The sequence below is a fragment of the Corallococcus exercitus genome, from assembly GCF_042231735.1.
GTDB classification, from domain to species: domain Bacteria; phylum Myxococcota; class Myxococcia; order Myxococcales; family Myxococcaceae; genus Corallococcus; species Corallococcus exercitus_B.
The window spans coordinates 5,936,562-5,952,623 of the sequence record NZ_CP102577.1 but is presented as its reverse complement, the minus strand read 5'-3'; the positions used below and the strand labels follow the sequence as shown (position 1 = coordinate 5,952,623).

16 protein-coding genes are annotated in these 16,062 nt (G+C 67.9%); 5 read left to right on the top strand and 11 right to left on the bottom strand.

Going from position 1 to position 16,062, the window contains the following annotated elements; genetic code table 11:
• Positions 1-68: 68 nt before the first annotated feature.
• Positions 69-2,042 (top strand): PAS domain S-box protein, encoded by a 1,974-nt coding sequence (locus tag NR792_RS23425; protein ID WP_375754898.1) that lies wholly within the window; start codon positions 69-71, stop codon positions 2,040-2,042.
• Positions 2,043-2,162: 120 nt separating this feature from the next.
• On the top strand, positions 2,163-4,088 hold the full coding sequence (locus tag NR792_RS23420) for a sulfatase-like hydrolase/transferase (protein WP_375754897.1): 1,926 nt from the start codon (positions 2,163-2,165) through the stop codon (positions 4,086-4,088).
• On the opposite strand, the gene NR792_RS23415 is transcribed toward NR792_RS23420, so the two are convergent.
• Entirely contained in the window at positions 4,085-5,008 is a 924-nt protein-coding gene (locus tag NR792_RS23415; protein ID WP_375754896.1) for a type VI immunity family protein, read from the bottom strand. The genes NR792_RS23420 and NR792_RS23415 overlap by 4 nt on opposite strands.
• Positions 5,005-5,424, bottom strand: coding sequence for a hypothetical protein (locus NR792_RS23410; RefSeq protein ID WP_375754895.1), 420 nt, complete (start codon positions 5,422-5,424; stop codon positions 5,005-5,007). The genes NR792_RS23415 and NR792_RS23410 overlap by 4 nt, the downstream gene beginning before the upstream one ends.
• A gap of 429 nt (positions 5,425-5,853) precedes the next feature.
• On the opposite strand from NR792_RS23410, the gene NR792_RS23405 reads away from it, so the two are divergent.
• Positions 5,854-6,438: a hypothetical protein gene (locus tag NR792_RS23405; RefSeq protein ID WP_375754894.1), complete on the top strand. Its 585-nt coding sequence runs from the start codon at positions 5,854-5,856 to the stop codon at positions 6,436-6,438.
• A 22-nt stretch (positions 6,439-6,460) separates the two neighbouring features.
• On the opposite strand, the gene NR792_RS23400 is transcribed toward NR792_RS23405, so the two are convergent.
• The 5 genes from NR792_RS23400 to yedA all read right to left on the bottom strand — a co-directional run bounded on the left by NR792_RS23400 (position 6,461) and on the right by yedA (position 10,825).
• Positions 6,461-7,372, bottom strand: coding sequence for a type VI immunity family protein (locus tag NR792_RS23400; protein WP_375754893.1), 912 nt, complete (start codon positions 7,370-7,372; stop codon positions 6,461-6,463).
• Entirely contained in the window at positions 7,369-8,073 is a 705-nt protein-coding gene (locus NR792_RS23395; protein ID WP_375754892.1) for a hypothetical protein, read from the bottom strand. Before NR792_RS23395 ends, NR792_RS23400 begins: the two co-directional genes overlap by 4 nt.
• 147 nt (positions 8,074-8,220) lie before the next feature.
• A complete protein-coding gene (locus NR792_RS23390) occupies positions 8,221-9,132 on the bottom strand; it encodes a DUF3396 domain-containing protein (RefSeq protein WP_375754891.1) in 912 nt (303 codons plus the stop codon).
• Positions 9,129-9,839: a hypothetical protein gene (locus NR792_RS23385; RefSeq protein WP_375754890.1), complete on the bottom strand. Its 711-nt coding sequence runs from the start codon at positions 9,837-9,839 to the stop codon at positions 9,129-9,131. Before NR792_RS23385 ends, NR792_RS23390 begins: the two co-directional genes overlap by 4 nt.
• An 86-nt stretch (positions 9,840-9,925) precedes the next feature.
• Positions 9,926-10,825, bottom strand: coding sequence for a drug/metabolite exporter YedA (gene yedA / locus NR792_RS23380; RefSeq protein ID WP_375754889.1), 900 nt, complete (start codon positions 10,823-10,825; stop codon positions 9,926-9,928).
• 203 nt (positions 10,826-11,028) lie between these two features.
• On the opposite strand from yedA, the gene hrcA reads away from it, so the two are divergent.
• On the top strand, positions 11,029-12,060 hold the full coding sequence (gene hrcA, locus NR792_RS23375) for a heat-inducible transcriptional repressor HrcA (RefSeq protein ID WP_120524719.1): 1,032 nt from the start codon (positions 11,029-11,031) through the stop codon (positions 12,058-12,060).
• Between the two features lie 12 nt (positions 12,061-12,072).
• On the opposite strand, the gene NR792_RS23370 is transcribed toward hrcA, so the two are convergent.
• Positions 12,073-12,987: a lipid kinase gene (locus tag NR792_RS23370; protein WP_375761682.1), complete on the bottom strand. Its 915-nt coding sequence runs from the start codon at positions 12,985-12,987 to the stop codon at positions 12,073-12,075.
• A 303-nt stretch (positions 12,988-13,290) separates the two neighbouring features.
• Between NR792_RS23370 and NR792_RS23365 the strand changes: the two genes are divergently transcribed.
• Positions 13,291-13,749 (top strand): transcriptional regulator, encoded by a 459-nt coding sequence (locus NR792_RS23365; RefSeq protein WP_375754888.1) that lies wholly within the window; start codon positions 13,291-13,293, stop codon positions 13,747-13,749.
• 144 nt (positions 13,750-13,893) lie between these two features.
• Here NR792_RS23365 and NR792_RS23360 read toward each other — a convergent pair whose 3' ends face one another.
• From NR792_RS23360 to NR792_RS23350, 3 genes are all read right to left on the bottom strand, one after another.
• Positions 13,894-14,607 carry an HAD family hydrolase gene (locus NR792_RS23360; RefSeq protein WP_375754887.1) on the bottom strand — a complete coding sequence of 238 codons (714 nt, stop codon included), beginning with the start codon at positions 14,605-14,607 and terminating at the stop codon, positions 13,894-13,896.
• A 47-nt stretch (positions 14,608-14,654) separates the two neighbouring features.
• Complete coding sequence (locus tag NR792_RS23355; RefSeq protein WP_375754886.1) at positions 14,655-15,476, bottom strand: hypothetical protein; 822 nt, start codon at positions 15,474-15,476, stop codon at positions 14,655-14,657.
• A gap of 112 nt (positions 15,477-15,588) precedes the next feature.
• Complete coding sequence (locus tag NR792_RS23350) at positions 15,589-15,936, bottom strand: hypothetical protein (protein WP_375754885.1); 348 nt, start codon at positions 15,934-15,936, stop codon at positions 15,589-15,591.
• Positions 15,937-16,062 lie beyond the last annotated feature (126 nt).

Genomic DNA, 16,062 nt, shown 5'->3' with positions numbered 1-16,062 from the left:
AGGGGGCGGCCCTAGCCTTGTCCGCCGTGTCTCGGGTCCCCTGACCCACGCGCTCCCCCACCGCGCACATGAACTCCACTGAGCACACTCCGGAACGTCCCCAGGAAGCCGCCGCGCCGCCGCGCGCGGCCATCCTGATGGTGGACGACCATCCGGCCAACCTGCTGGCGCTGGAAGCCATCCTCGAGCCGTTGGGCCAGGACCTGGTGAAGGCGACCAGCGGCGAGGAGGCGCTCAAGCAGCTCTTGCAGCGCGACTTCGCGGTCATCCTGATGGACGTGCAGATGCCGGGCCTGGACGGGTTCCAGACGGCGGCGCTCATCAAGCAGCGCGAGCGCACGCGCACCATCCCCATCATCTTCCTCACCGCGCTCAGCCGTGACGCGGCGCATGTCTTCAAGGGCTACGCGCACGGCGCGGTGGACTACCTGCTCAAGCCCTTCGACCCGGAAATCCTCCGCTCGAAGGTCAGCGTCTTCGTGGACCTGTTCCTCAAGGAGCAGCAGCTCCAGCGCCAGGCGGCCCTGCTGCGCCAGCGCGACCGCGAGGCCCTGGAGCGCCAGAGCGCGATGCGCTACCGCCGGCTCACGGAGGCCCTGCCGGAGCCCATGTGGGCGGCCCGCGCGGACGGGTCGCTGACGTACGCCAACCGGGCCTGGCGCGACTACACCGGCCACCAGGAGGGGTATGAGCTGTCGCTCTCCTCCTTCCTCCAGGACGTGCACCCGGCGGACCGTGAGCGGATGCGCACGGTGTGGGCCGACGCGGTGGTGCAAATCCAGAACAGCACGGAGGAGTTCCGGCTGCGGCGCAAGGACGGCGTCTACCGCTGGCACCTGGCGCGCGCGGTGCCGGAGCACGACGAGCACGGGCAGCTGGTGGGCTGGCTGGCCATCGCCACGGACATCGACGACAAGCGGCGCGCGGAAGAGGCGCTGGCGCGCTTCAAGACGACGCTGGACGCCACGCTGGACTGCGTCCTGATGTTCACCCCGGACACGCTCACGCTCGCGTACGCGAACGCGGGCGCGGCCAAGCAGCTGTCCGCCACGGTGGAGGAGCTGGTGGGCCTGTCCGTGCTGGAGGTGGAGAGCGCCTTCGACGAGACGGGCTTCCGCAAGCTGCTGGCGCCGCTCATGTCCGGCACGCTGCCGTCGCAGACGTACTCCACCAACCACCGCCGCCGCGACGGCACGGAGGTGCCGGTGGAGGTGGTGCTCCAGTACGTGGCGGAAGGGGAGGGCCCCGGCCGCTTCATCTCCGTGGCGCGTGACATCACGGAGCGCCAGCGCGCGGAGACGGCGCTGCGGCTGGCGAGCGAGGCGAAGGACGCGTTCCTCGCCGCCGCGAGCCACGAGCTGCGCACGCCGCTGGCCGCGGCGAAGGGCCACGCGCACCTGGCGCTGCTCAAGCTGGGCGGACAGACGGAGGCCGGCCCGGGCAAGTCGCTGCAGATCATCAACCGGCAGATCGACCGCATGGCGAAGCTGGTGGAGGACCTGCTGGACATCAGCCGCCTGCAGGCGGGCCGGCTGTCCCTGGAGCTGGAGCCGTTTGATTTGTCGCAGCTGGTGCTGGAGACGCGGGACCGCATGGCGGTGCTGTCGCAGACGCACGAGCTGAAGGTGGAGGTCCCCGAGCACCTGGAGGGCACGTGGGACCGGGGGCGGCTGGACCAGGTGCTGACGAACCTGTTGTCCAACGCCATCCGCTATTCGCCGGAAGGAGGCCAGGTGCTGGTGCGCCTGGTGGCCGAGGGCGACAGCGGCGTGCACCTGTCCGTGAAGGACCAGGGCGTGGGCATCCCCAGCGACAAGCAGCGCCTCATCTTCGAGCGCTTCGGCCGCGCGCACGGCAGCAAGTACGGCGGGCTGGGGCTGGGGCTCACCATCAGCCAGGGCATCGTGGAGCAGCACGGCGGCCGCATCTGGGCGGAGTCCACCGGCACCGCGGGCCAGGGCTCCACCTTCAACGTCTGGCTGCCCCGGCGCACCGAGGCCCAAGCGGCGACGCCGGCGGAGTCCTCGCGCGCCCCGAGCTGAGCTTCCGCGCGCGCGTCAGAGAGGACGCGGCCCGCGTCCTCCCGGGACGCGCCGGGTGGGGGGAGGGGCCGGCGCCCCGGGGCATGGGGCGTTGGTATGGCCCGTGCTCTGGTGGGGGCCATGCCCTCTTCCTCGCGGCCCAACGTCCTCATCCTCACGGTCGACCAGCTCCAGTTCCCCCGCTTCGCCTATGGGCCCGAGGGCGGCTTCCTGCCGGGCATCAAGGACATCCTGGGCTTCGTGGACGAGGGCGGGGAGGACAACCCGTTCCGGAAGTTCTTCCCCGGCTTCGCGGCGCTGCGGCGGAACGCGGCGGTGTTCCGCAACCACACCATCGCGGCGTCGGCGTGCATCCCCAGCCGCGCGGCCATCTACACGGGGCAGTACGGCACGCGCACGGGCGTCACGCAGACGGACGGCCTGTTCAAGAGCGGTGACGCGGCGGCCTTCCCGTGGCTGTCGGCGCAAGGGATTCCGACGCTGGGGCACTGGTTCCAGAAGGCGGGCTACCACACGCACTACTTCGGCAAGTGGCACGTGAGCAATCCGCCGGACCACTCGTTGAAGCAGTATGGCTTTGACGACTGGGAGCTGTCGTATCCGGAGCCGCACGGGTCCTCCATCAACAACCTGGGCGCGTTCCGCGACGAGGGCTTCGCGGACCTGGCGTGTGGCTTCCTGCGGCGGATGGCGCTGGGCGAGCCGTACAACCGGGCGCTCGCGGATCAGGCGTACGCGGCGCCCCGGGCGGACGCGCCGGAGGGCAGCGCGCAGCCGTGGCTGGCGGTGGCGTCGTTCACCAACCCCCACGACATCGCGACGTATCCCATCCTGCCGCGGCAGCTGGACCCCGGGGCGCCCAAGCTGGGGCCGCTGACGGTGCCGGCGCAAGGGGCGCGGTCGGTGAAGCCCACGGCGGGGACGTTCACGGTGCCGCTCAACCCGCTGGGGTTCCCGCAGGAGAACGCGGGCGTGCCGTCGAACCTGCGCGACACGCTGGCGAACAAGCCGGACTGCCAGCGGGACTACGCGTACAAGATGGGGCTCGCGCTGTCGTCGAAGACGGGCCTGACGGTGCACCAGGCGAACGAGAACATCGACCCGGTGACGGTGACGTTGAGCGCGGGCATCCCGTTCCAGCTGACGCACGACCCGGAGAAGGCGGCGGAGCGCTTCCAGCAGTACTACGCGTGGCTCATCCACCTGGTGGACGGGCACATCGCGCGGGTGCTGCGGACGCTGGACGAGACGGGGCTGGGGGAGAACACGGTGGTGGTGTTCCTCTCCGACCACGGCGAGTACGGCGCGGCGCACGGCTACCTGATGGAGAAGTGGCACACGGCCTACCAGGAGGCGCTGCACGTGCCGCTGGTGGTGCGGTTGCCCCAGGCGCAGGCGACGCGGCACATCGACGCGCTGACGAGTCACGTGGACATCGTGCCCACGGTGCTGGGGCTGGCGGGAATCTCCCGGGAGGAGCAGGCGGCGATCCGCACGGACCTGCGGCTCCACCGGCCGGTGCCCCCGTTCGTGGGCGCGGACCTGAGCCCGCTGGCGAGGGGCGAGGCGACCACGGTGACGGAGCCCAACGGCACGCCGCGCGAGGGCGTGCTCTTCGTGACGGACGACGAAATCACGGAGCCCCTGCCGCGCACGGGAGACCCGCACCAGCTGCACGACGACGCGCTGTTCTCCGTGTACGTGCGCGCGGTGGAGCGGCTGCGGGAGCAGGGCAAGGTGCCCGGGTTGAGGCCCGGAGCGGTGTGCCAGCCCAACCACGTCCGCTGCGTGCGCACGCCCCGCTGGAAGCTGTCGAGGACGTGGGACCCGTCCGGGGAGCACGCGGACCAGTGGGAGCTGTACGACCTGGAGACGGATCCGCTGGAGCTGGAGAACCTGCTCGTCTTCGACCAGCCGTTCCCGACGCTGGTTGAGTCATTGCCGCGAGGGCTGTCGCGCGTGGAGGTGGAGGAGGCGGCGCGAGCGACGCATGCGCTGCTGGAGCGGTACGAGGCGGAGAAGCTGTCGCCGTGGCCGCAGGGCTAGAGGAACCGGCGGATCCACCGGTTCGTGTCGCTCTTGGAGAGGGGGAGTTCCTCCCCTTCGTACTGGAAGAGGAAGGGCTCCATCAGCCGGGCCAGCGCGCGGTACTGGGGCGGGATGGGCTTTGTCTGCGTATCGATGGGGTCTGGCCAGTCGTCGAGGGTGACGAGCACGCGGTCACCCTCCATGGGGAGCAGGGAGACCTCCGGGAACGGAAGCGCGTTCCGGAGCGCGTCGATGCCGCCCATCTGTCCCAGCAGGGGCTGGCCCAGGAACGAGAGCCAGGCAGGGCTGAGGGCGCGGGTTCCCAAGCTGGAGCTGAAGCCGGTGCCGTGATGGAGATCCAGGCCTGGATAGCGAGCGAGGAGTGCTTCGACGATGGGCCACCTGGCCGCGCTCGACATGCCGTGGGACGAGATGATGGCGTAGCTGGCGTATCCGAAGTTGAAGGGCAGCTCGCGAGCGAGCTCCAGCGCCAGGGTGCGCAGGTGGGCCGCGCCGTTTCCTTGGAGATAGCTCGTGGGAAAAGTGAATGACACCGCGCTGACTGGAGCCTTTCCAAACGGTGTATCGAGTGGCTGGCCCTCGTACTCAAAAATGTATCCGCTGGAGATTTCGCCTCCACCCGGGCTTTCCGACAGGTTCGCGTTCCCGCTGTAGCCCCAGGGGCGCTCCAGCATCTGTTGGCGGGCCTCCTCCCAGCCCTTTTCATCGAGCTCCAGAATGTCGCCGTCATCCGTGCCGTACCAACCCAGCGAGCCAGGGGGAATGGCGCGAAGATAGGTTTGGAGGGCACGCCAGACGGCGGACGCGATGTCCTTGTGGTCGCGGTGGATGAAGAAACTGAGGCCGATGCCATCACGGGCGACGGGGAGATCGCCAATCGACCAGAGCCGGATGACGGGAGCATCCCACCAGTTCATTTCAGATTCTCCGCGATGCCGATACGAGGAGACTCGGCGATGAGCCGCGCTTCCTCCTTCTTGCTGACTGTTTCCACCATCCGGGCGTTTGGGTAGTAGTGGTAGCGCTGCTCGATGCTGAAGGGCGCGGGCCACAATTCCTTCAGCACCTGCTCCGCGCACTGGAGGACGAGCGCGTGCTTTTGCTTGCCGAGCTTCATGGCTCGGGTGACAGGTCTTCCGCAGGAGTCTTTCTCCACCACCTCGCCGCACTCCTGTCGCGTAGGCGGACGGTCGAGGAAGAAACGCGCATTCCCCAAGCGTTCGGCCTGCCGCGCGCATTGCACGAGGCGGTCCGCAAGTTCCTCCGCGTCGTGGTCCTGCTGCATCAGTGCAATCACGGCCGGAGGAATGGCCCGGACCAGGGGCGACACCATGGCCCGGGTCGCGGCCCGCGGATGCCTGCTCCGCCACATAGGCCGCGTGCCGTGCCTTGCCCACGGTCTCCGAATCCACGAACCCCAGCTCTCCGTGCCGGGCATGCCGCGTTCCTCCGGCGCACGCCGTGAGTAGGACTCCGGCCACATACAGGCTCGCGACGTTCTGGTACAGAGTTTGTGGTGCAGCGCTGAAAGCAGCCCATGTTGGTGGTTTCCCCAGGGCGGACATCCACGAAGCAAAATCTAGCAGGCTGCTGATAGATGCTAAGAATCTTTGGGGCCTACGGTCTGTGGTGTGAGCCTCCAAAGCCATATTCATCAATGGCCAGTAGGTCGTGCGCCGTGGGATCTTGTGTTTGCAGTGCGGGGTGTGGTTTGTGTGTGTTGGTGCGTTGGCGGATTCAGTTCGATGGGTGGAGGTCTTGGGTGATTGCCTGGTTCAGAAAGATGTCGGAAAGAGCCCAGCGGCAAAATGTCGAGCGCACGATTGAGTTGCTTGTTCGTGCGGCCAAAGAAGTGGATTTAGAATTGCTTCATGGTCGGACGCCGTCTGAGGATGGTCGAAGATGTTTGATTTCAATGCAGCGGGCGCTTTTGGTTGATGTCGTAGGCCCAGTTCCTATCGATGTCCTCCGGAAGGACTATCTTGAACCTATTCTTGCAAGCGACCGATTCGGTGAAGGAGAAAAGCTCGCTGTTCGGCATGTTTTTGAGAGTGCTGAAAAGAGCGGGCGCCGGACTGGATTGGAGATCGTGTCCTGGGAGGAGTTCAAGAGGAGGGTTTTGATGGGATGGTCGCCAAGAATGGGTATGTCTATTTATCAGGCGTTGTCGTTTGACTGTGCGTGTGGTGAGAGACATCTGTTCGGCCAAGCGGCTCCGCTTAAAGAATTGCCGGGCATGCGGCTTGTGTTGAGCTGCCCAAGGCTTGCGGCGAACGGTACGTGCGTGAAAGTGAAGGGGCTGTTCCGAATCAGGCTTGAGTCTGAGTTTGGCTCGGTCGGTGACTAGGACGGTCGCGCTGGCAGGGTGGCTATGGGCAGAGCCGCCTGCGCCAGCAATTCATCTTGCCCTGCATTTCGTCAATATCTCCGGTATATTCGAACATGAAAGGTTTCAGCAGGCGTCCTAGGGCAAGGTACTGAGAAGGAATGGCTCCCTTCTCGGTATCGATGGGATCGGGTCCTTCTCCGAGGGTGACCAACAGGCGGTCGCCTTCCATGGGCCGGAGGGAGACTTCCGGGAAGGAAAGCGCTCGCCTCATCGCGTCAATGCCCCCAAGCCGTCCCAAGAGGGGCCGCCCTAAGAAGGTGAGCCAGTGAGGCCCCAGAGAGTGGGTTCCGATGACGCTGCCGGCCTTACCGACGCTGTAGACGTCCAGACCCAGGTATCGAGAGAGGAGTCCATCCAGGACCGTCCAATCTGCTGACGCCCAGGCGCCTTGTGTCGAAACAAGGGCGAAGCTGACGTATCCGAAGTTGAAGGGCAGTTCGCGAGCCAACTCAAGCGCCAGGGCTCGCAGGTGGTCCGCACCATGCTCCAGGAAGTATTCGGAAGGGAAGGTGAAGGCCAGAGCGGTTACGGGGGCATCATGGAACGGGCTGTCGAGCAGCCGCCCGTAGTATTCGACCTGGTAGCCGCCGGTTTCGCTAGGGCTTTCCCGCAGCTCAACAGTCCTGCCGCCACCTTCAAGGCAGTCAATCACTTCCCGGCGATTGTGTTCCCAGCCCTCCTCGTCGAGCGGAACCATGTCCCCGTCATCGGAGGTGTACCAATTCAATGATCCGGGAGGGATTGCGCGACGGTAGGTCTGCACTGCGCCCCAGATGGCGGGCGCGACCTCGGTGTGATCGCGATGGATGAAGAAGGACACGACAAATCCATCGCGACCCAAGAGCCATTCGCCCCGGCCGCGAAGCCGGATGATGGGAAGATCGTTTTTCATGGCACCGGCGACCGTATGCCTTTCTGTGGCGAGACGAGAAGCGCTCGTCCACCCAATGCTTTTTCGTATACGTATTGTTGGCTCTGGTTGGCGTATGGACTGCTGTTCCCATAACGAGTCCATTGTGGCTCATTGCTGTTCGGACAGGGGAACTTGAAGTCCAGGGTGAGCGCGGCCTTCAGCAGGTTTCGGTCCGCGTGGAGCACGATGTCCGGCTTGATGGTGCCCCGGAGATCCTCGGTACAGCCTTCGGCGATGAGGCGAGCCTCCTCCTTCCGGCTGACCGTCTCCACCATCCTGGCGTTTGGGTAGTAGCGGTAACGCTGCTCGATGCTGAAGGGGGCAGGCCACAGCTCCTTCAACACCTTCTCCGCGCATTGAAGCGCGAGCACGTGCTTCTGCTTGCCCAACTGCATCGCTCGCGTGATGGGGTTGCCACAGCGGTCCTTCTCGACGACCTCGCTGCATTCCTGCCGTGTCGGAGGTCGCCCCTGGAAGTAGCGCGCATTCCCCACCTGCTCAGCCCGGACAGCACACTCCGCGAGGCGTTCCTCCAAGTCACCCACGGCGGCGTGGTCCTGTTGCATCACCCCAAGCAACACGGGGGCGGCACGAACCAGGGTCGACGCCGCAGTCCGCGCGGATGCCTGCTCCGCCACGTAGGCCACGTGCCGTGCCTTGCCCACGGTCTCCGAATCCACGAACCCCAGCTCTCCGTGTCTTGAATGGCGTGAGCCACCGGCACACGCCGTCAGCAGGGCACAGGCCACCCAGAGACTCTTCACGGGACGCACCCGCCGGACTCTATCCGACGTATGCGCTGCTGGAGTGTCGCCGTGGCCGCAGGGCTAGAGGAACCGACGGATCCACCGGTTCGTGTCGTGCTTGTAGAGAGGGAGCCCTTCGCCTTCGTACTGGAAGAAGAAGGGCTCCATCAGTCGGGCCAGCACGCGGTACTGGGGAGGGATGGGCTTCGTCTGCGTGTCGATGGGGTCTGGCCATTCATCCAGCGTGACGAGCACGCGGTCACCCTCCATGGGGAGCAGGGAGACCTCCGGGAAGGAAAGCCCGTTCCGGAGCGCGTCCATTCCGCCCAGTTGTCCGAGCAGGGGCTGGCCCAGGAAGGTGAGCCAGGCCGGGGCCAGCGCATGCGTGCCGATGACTGAACTCAGCTCCTCGTTGTTGTAGGCATCCAGTCCCGGATACCGAGCGAGGAGCGCCTCGGTGATGTTCCAGTCGCCTGAGCTGAACAAGCCTTGGGGTGAGACGATGGCGAAGCTGGCGTAGCCGAAGCTGAAGGGCAGCTCATCACCCAGTTGGAGCGCAAGGGCTCGCAGGTGTGAAGTGCCGTGCTCCCTGAGGTATTCGGTCGGGAACGTGAACGATACCGAGCTGATGGGATCTTCCAGGATGGGGTCCCCCAGTTGCCGCCCGTAGTATTCGAAGTGGTAGCCGCCAGCTTCGCTCGGACTCTCCAGGAGCTCGATGGGGCGGAGGCCGTTCCAGGGCGGCTCCAGCAGACACTGCCGGAGGTGTTGCCATCCGGTGTCATCGAGAGGCGCCATCTCTCCGTCATCGGCCGGGTACCAGCCCAGCGTTCCTGCAGGAATGGCTCGAAGGTAGGCTTGCAGGGCGCGCCACACCGCAGGGGCGATGTCCTTGGGCGGGCGATGGACGAAGAAGGAGATGAGGATGCCATCGCGTCCCGCGAGCCAGCCTTTCCTGGTGCGAAGCCGGATGATCGGAAAGGTGTCCCTCATCGCATCCTCACTCCATTGCCTGGAGAGATGAGCAGCGCCGGTCCACCCAGCGCTGCCTTGTAGACCTCTCCCTGGTTTCTGCCGATGTATGGACTGCTGGGGCCATACACCGTCCACTGTGGCAGGTTGCTATCAGGGCAGGGGAACTTGAAGTCCAAGGTGAGCGCGGCCTTCAGCAGGTTGCGGTCCTCGTGGAGCACGAGGTCGGGCTTGATGGTTCCCCGTAGCTCGTCAGTGCATCCCTCGGCGATGAGCCGCGCTTCCTCCTTCTTGCTGACCGTCTCCACCATCCGGGCGTTCGGGTAGTAGCGGTAGCGCTGCTCGATGCTGAAGGGCGCGGGCCACAGCTCCTTCAACACCTCCTCCGCGCACTGAAGGGCGAGCACGTGCTTCTGCTTTCCCAGCTTCATGGCCCGGGTCACAGGCTTGCCGCAGCGGTCCTGCTCCACCACCTCGGCGCACTCCTGTCGTGTCGGAGGTCGGCCCTGGAAGTAGCGCGCGTTCCCCAACTGCTCTGCCTGGACCGCGCACGCGGCGAGCTGCTTCTCCAGTTCGTCCGCGTCGTGGTCCTGCTGCATCAGCGCGAGCACTGCGGGAGGGATGGCCCGGACCAGTGGGGACGCCATGGCCCGGGTCGCGGCCCTTGCGGAGGCCTGCTCCGCCACGTAGGCCGCGTGCCGGGCCTTCCCCGCGGTCTCCGAATCCACGAACCCCAGCTCTCCGTGCCGGGAATGCCGCGTCCCTCCGGCACACGCCGTCAGCAGGACACAGGCCACCAGGCCCGCGAACCGGCTCACCGCTTGCCGCGGGCCAGCAGCATCACCGCGACCAGGATGGCGCTCATCGCTCCCAGGGTCAGCGGACCCAGCGTCTCTCCCGCGAACACCACGCCCAGCAGCACCGCCACCGCCGGGTTCACGTACGCGTAGCTCGTCGCGAGCGCCGGCCTCGCGTGCCGGAGCAGATAGCCGTACGCGCTGAACGCCACCAGCGAACCGAACACCACCAGATACACGAACGCCACCATCGCGCGCGGGGGCACCGCGTCCGCCATCCGCTCCCCCAGCACGAAGCTCACCGCCATCATCATCACGCCCGCGCTCAACATCTGCGTCGCCGGCGTCATCAGCCCCGCGGGCATCGGCAACCGCCGGCTCCACACCGAACCGAAGGCCCACGTCGCCGGCGCCACCAGCAGCGCCAGCGCCGCCATGCCCCCGCCGCCCATGTCTCCACCCAGGTTCAGCAGCGCCACGCCCGCGAAGCCCAGCACCAGCCCCACCAACTCCGCGCGGCCGGGCCTCTGCCCGAAGGCCGCCCCGAAGATGGCCGTCCACAACGGCATGCTCCCCACCACCAGCGCCGCCACCCCCGACGGCACCCCCAGGTTCTGCGCGAACGCGATGCCCCCGTTGCCCATCACCAGCAGGAGGAAGCCCGTCGCCGCGCCTGCCCCCCACTGCCGCAACCCCGGCCCCGGCTGCCCCTTCAGCCGCAACCCCGCGAACAGCAGCCCGCCCGCCAGCAGGAAGCGCAGCCCCGCCATCCGGAAGGGCGGAAAGCCTGTCAGCGCGAACCGCATCGCCAGGTAGGTCGACCCCCAGATGACGTAGAGCGAGAAGAGGCTGAACAGCAGCCGGCCCCGGTGGGGCGTGGGCTCGGCAACGTCGGGGGTCGCGGTCGCGGTCGTCACGGCGGCGGGCTTCTAATCCCCAGCACCCTCCAGGGCGATGTGCGCTTTGCCGTACCCGCCCCCAGCCCGGGAAGCCAGCGCCCCGCCTGCCTGCCCTCCTGGACGGCGCACCCAATTGAATGCCCCGGGCGTCCCTTTTAGAATTCTACAGGAGCCATGGAGACCCGGAGGTCGGGTCGACAGCTTCCGGAGCGTGAGCGGGAATGCCCGACGAATTGGGTGAGCGCGAGAAGGAAGTCCTCCGGGCCGTGGTGCAGGAGTACATCACCACGGGCGGACCGGTCGGCAGTCAGCAGCTGACGCGCCGCGGAGAGTTCGAAGTGTCCTCCGCGACCATGCGCAACGTGCTCGCCGACCTGGAGGCCCTGGGCTTCCTGGAGAAGCCCCACACCTCCGCCGGCCGCGTGCCCACCGACCGGGGCTACCGCTTCTACGTGGACACCCTGGTGAAGCTGCGCGACCCCGCCCCTCGCGACCGCGAGCTCATCCACGCGGGCCTGGTCCACGAGTCCAGCCTGGACGACATCCTGTCGGAGGCCAGCCGCGTGCTGCACTCGCTCACCCGGCACGCGGGCGTCGTCCTCACGCCCCGCCCCGACGCCGCCGTGTTCCAGCGCATCGAGTTCCTGCGCCTGCGCGAGAACCGCGTGCTCGCCATCCTCGTGGGCCAGAACGGCCAGGTGCACAACAAGGCCCTCACCGTGGACTTCCCGGTGACGTCCGACGAGCTCATCAAGGCCAGCAACTACCTCTCCGAGCTCCTGCACCAGGTGCCCCTGGAGGAGGCGCGCGAGCGCATCCGCGCGGAGATGGACCAGGAGCAGGCCCTCTACAACGCGCTGACCGCCAAGGCCCTGCGCCTGGGCGCCGCCGCCACCGACCTGCAGACGCCCGAGCGCGTGCTCATCGAAGGCACCGGCTCCTTCCTGGAGCAGCCCGAGTTCGCCGACGTGGAGCGCATCCGCGCGCTGTTCCGCGCCCTGGATGAGAAGCACAAGCTCTTGCACCTCTTGGACCGCGTGCAGCGCACCAAGGAGATGCACGTCTTCATCGGCGCGGAGAGCGAGTTCTCCGCCGCCGGCGACGTCACCGTCATCGCCAGCCCCTACGGCACGGCGGAGGCGGTGCTGGGCACGGTGGGCGTCATCGGGCCCACGCGCATGGACTACCGGCGCGTGATTCCCCTGGTGAACTTCACCGCCCAGGTGCTCTCCAGCGTGCTGGAGAAGGTGTAGCGGCGCGGAGCCCTACTGCGGCGCGGGCGCGAAGACGCGCAGCGCCGCGGGAGCCACCTCGAAGCGCATGGGCGTCATGCCCACGTTCTCCCCGTCCGCGTTCACCTCCATGGGCGGGTCCGTCTCCACGACGAGCCGCGAGGTGTGCAGGTGCACGACGGATTCGTGCTCCAGGTGCCCGCCGCTGCGCATGCCCAGCGCCACGCGCGCCAGCGTGGCCACGTCCTGCAGGTGGCCCAGCCCCGTGCGCTCGCCGCCGTCCGCCACGGACGGGGCGGTGATGGCGTAGACGTGGAACTGGCGGTCGTCCAGCGTGGCTTCCGGCGCCACCATGTTGCCCGCGCCGTGGTAGCGGCCGTTGCCCACCACCAGCTGGAGCGCGTCCACCTCCAGCGTCTGGGAGTCCGCCTGGAGCCGGACGTGGAAGGGCTGCAGCGTGCGCATCTCCGCCGCGGCGGCCATGGGGTAGGCCAGCTTGCCGGCGCGCTGCTTCAGCTCCTGCGTGAGCCGCTTCGCGATGGCGGTGGTGAGCCCCAGGCTGGCGGCGTTGAGGAAGGGCCGCCCGTTGATGAGCCCCACGTCCACGCGCGCCGTGTAGCCGCTGGCGATGACGTCGCACGCGGCCTCCAGCGTGTCCGGGATGCCCAGCGAGCGCGCGAAGTCGTTGCCGGTGCCCAGCGGCACCACGCCCAGCGTCACGTCGCGGCCCAGCAGCACCTGCACCGCGCAGCTGATGGTGCCGTCGCCTCCTCCCACGAGGACGCGGCGGGCGCCCTGGGCGATGGCTTCCTCCAGCACCTTGCGCATCCGCTTGGGCCGCGTCAGCGCGTGCGCGGCCATGAGCGGGATGCCGTGCTCGGCCAGCAGGGCGCGGGCGTTCTCGAAGGCGTCACGCCCCGAGCGCGAGCGCGTATTGACCACCAGGATCGCGGGCCCTCCGTCCTCGTGACGGAGGCGCGGAGGTGCGTTGAGTGCGGGTTCCAGAGGAAACCTCGGCGTTCGATGCAGCGTCATCAAGCTGCGCACGGCGGCCCTCCAGCACCAGCGGGACCCGGGCGGAAAGGACGGAGGGACTGTCCATTCCCCATCCCTGGGACCCGGCAGGGGTCCTCGAGTGGACAGGGGTAGGGGGCCAACGGGTTCCCTCCCTGGGTAGGAGTGCCCACCTTCCAGGCGACGCGGACTCCGTGCCTCGGACCCGCGCCGGGACTGTTTCCAGGAGGGTTTTGAATGGCACGAGGAAGCAAGGACAAGTACTCGGCGAAGCAGAAGCGCATGGCCGAGCACATCGAGAAGGGCTACGAGGACAAGGGCACCAGCGAGAAGACCGCGGAGGCCCGCGCCTGGGCCACGGTGAACAAGCTCACCGGTGGCGGAATGAAGGGCGGCTCCGGCAGCAAGGCGAAGGTGGCCCGCCGGCGTCCCACGGCCCGCAAGAACGCGCGCAAGGCCGGACGTATCGGCGGCAAGCGCCGCGCGGCCACCGCGAAGAAGAGCGCCACCTCCAGCCGCAAGCGGGCCGCGCCCGCCCGGGCGAAGCGCGCCACCACCGGCCGCAAGGCCACCTCGCGCACCGGCACCGCCGGCAAGCGCTCCACGGCTCGCAAGAGCAGCACGACGCGCCGCGGGGCCGCGCGCAAGAGCACCGCGTCCCGTTCTCGCGCGAAGCGCGGCGGTTCGCGCAAGTAGCGCCCGAAGGGCTCCACCGGTGGCCACGGGTGCGTGGCCGCCGGGGGCGCCTTCAGTGACCGTCTGACGTCAGCGCGAGACGCCTCGCCCTCCGGCGGCCACGGGTTCGTGGCCGCCTCGGGGGCCTTCACGCGGGCCTTCGGCTCAGCGCGACTCCTCGTCCTTGGAGGTGTCCCGCGACGCCGCGTCCCAGGGCCACGCCTCCGGGTCCTCTTCCAGGCGGCGCAGCAGCTCCGCGGGGTCCTTCACCAGCGTGCGGCAGCCGGCCGTGCGCAGGTCGTCCGCGCGGAAGCCTCCGCACAGCACGCCCACGGACGCCAGGTGCAGCTTGCCCGCGGCGAGCGCGTCGAAGGGCGTGTCGCCCACCACCACCACCGTGGCGGGGTCCGGCTTGCCCAGCTTCGCGAGCGCCGCCTCGAAGATGTCCGGGTGCGGCTTGCTCTTGTCGACCTCGTCCTTGTTCGTCTTCGCCTCGAACAGGCCGTCGATGCCGCACAGCTCCACGTAGCGCTTGAGCTCGTCGTCCTTGGCGCTGGAGGCCAGGGCGACCTTGCGGCCGCGCTTGCGCAGCTGCTGGAACAGCTCCTTCACGCGCGGGAAGCAGCGCACCTTGGGCAGGAACTCGCGCTTGAAGAGCGCGGAGCGGTACTCCTCCAGGTCCTTGCCGAAGCGCTCCAGCTCCTCGTCGTTGAAGAAGACGGGCAGCAGCTGGTCCGCGCCCTTGCCAATCTGGCTGCGCACGTGCGCGAACGGGATGTCCCGGCCGAACTCGATGAACGACCGGCGCCAGGCTTCGGCGTGCTCGTCCACGGAGTCGATCAGCGTTCCATCCACGTCGAAGATGACGTTCTCGACCATGTGCGGCAAACCTCCGCCGCCCAAGGTGGCGATGGAAGGTGGGCCGGTCAACCGCCCGTGGGTGGCTTCGGTCCACTCTCCTGCGCTTCACTGTCCACGAGTGTCCGGGTCTGCACGCTGTATCCGTCCGGCGTGGCGGGGGTGAAGGCGTCATTGGGCAGCGAGCCCTTCAGGTCCACCTTCGACAGCACCGTCTCCCCCTGCTTCGCGTCCCCCAGCCAGCGGGTGAGCTTGCGCGGCACGCACAGGCCCAGGGCCGGGTCGCAGTGCTCCTCCTCCATCCGCACCTCCGCCCGGGTGCCGTCCGGCGCGCGCGTCCGCCTGGCCAGGAAGTCCAGCGTGGGCCAGCGCAGCACGTACGTCACCTCCACGCCGCCGCCCGCCTCGCCCTCCAACCCCATGGACAGCTCCACGGCCTCCTTCGCCTGGGGCAGGCCGGTGGTGCGCTTCGCCTTCGCGCTGCGCAGGAGCAGCGGCGCCCGGAAGCCGTCCGGCACGAAGGGGGTGAAGATTTCGGTGAGGAACGCGGACAGCTTCTCCGAGGAGACCTGGGACGTGAAGGTGGTGAACTGCTTCGTCGCCTCCACCTGCTCGTACAGGTGCTTGCCGTCCCACCACACCTGCCGCGCCTGGGGGGCGGACACGGTGCCGCGCATCTTCTGGGGCGCGCGGTACGCGAAGGTGAAGCCCGCGGACGCGGTGTCCCCTTCCGTCTGGGTGCCCTCCAGCTGGTAGGCCTGGAGCTTCGCGTCGCGCGCGGCCAGCTTCTCGCGCACCTGGGCCATCAGCTCCGCGTCGTTCGCGCCCCCGGAGGAGGACGAGCGGCACGCGAGGAGGCACACGAGGGGCAGCAGGAGGAGGGCGCGCATGAGGGGCTCGGAAACGGGCTCGAAAACGGGCTCGGGAGACGGGCTTGAAATGGAAAAGGCCCCGCTGTCGCCAGGGGGCCTTCGGACTGCCTCGGTGAGGAGGCAGCGTGGACTACTTCACCGCCACGCCGGTCGCGGAGGAGCTGGTGATGCCGATGATGGTGCCGAACAGGGCGAAGATGCCGTGACGGGGCGTGGTGCTCGCCGACTTCAGGTCCACCTTGGAGGCGCCCATGGCCTTCGCCTCGCTGATGAGGAGCTTGTTGACCACGGTGTCCAGGTCGCTCTGGACGATGTCGATGATGTGGAAGATCGCGGTCAGGCCCAGCGAGCTGCCCTGGATGACGGCAACGGCCTCACCGTTGGCGGCGATCTCGGAGCCGGAGACGACGGCGGACTCGACGCTGGTGCAGCCAACGAGCGAGGCGGCGGCGACGGCGGACAGGATGAACTTCTTCATGGTTATCTCCCCAACTGGCGGTGGCTTGGATGGTGGCGGGACGACCCGGACGGGCGCTCCGCCGTTCGGTGAAACCTCAAGCGGCGCGGTTCGTAGCAGAAGGCTTTTTCAAGTCAAGGACCCGGG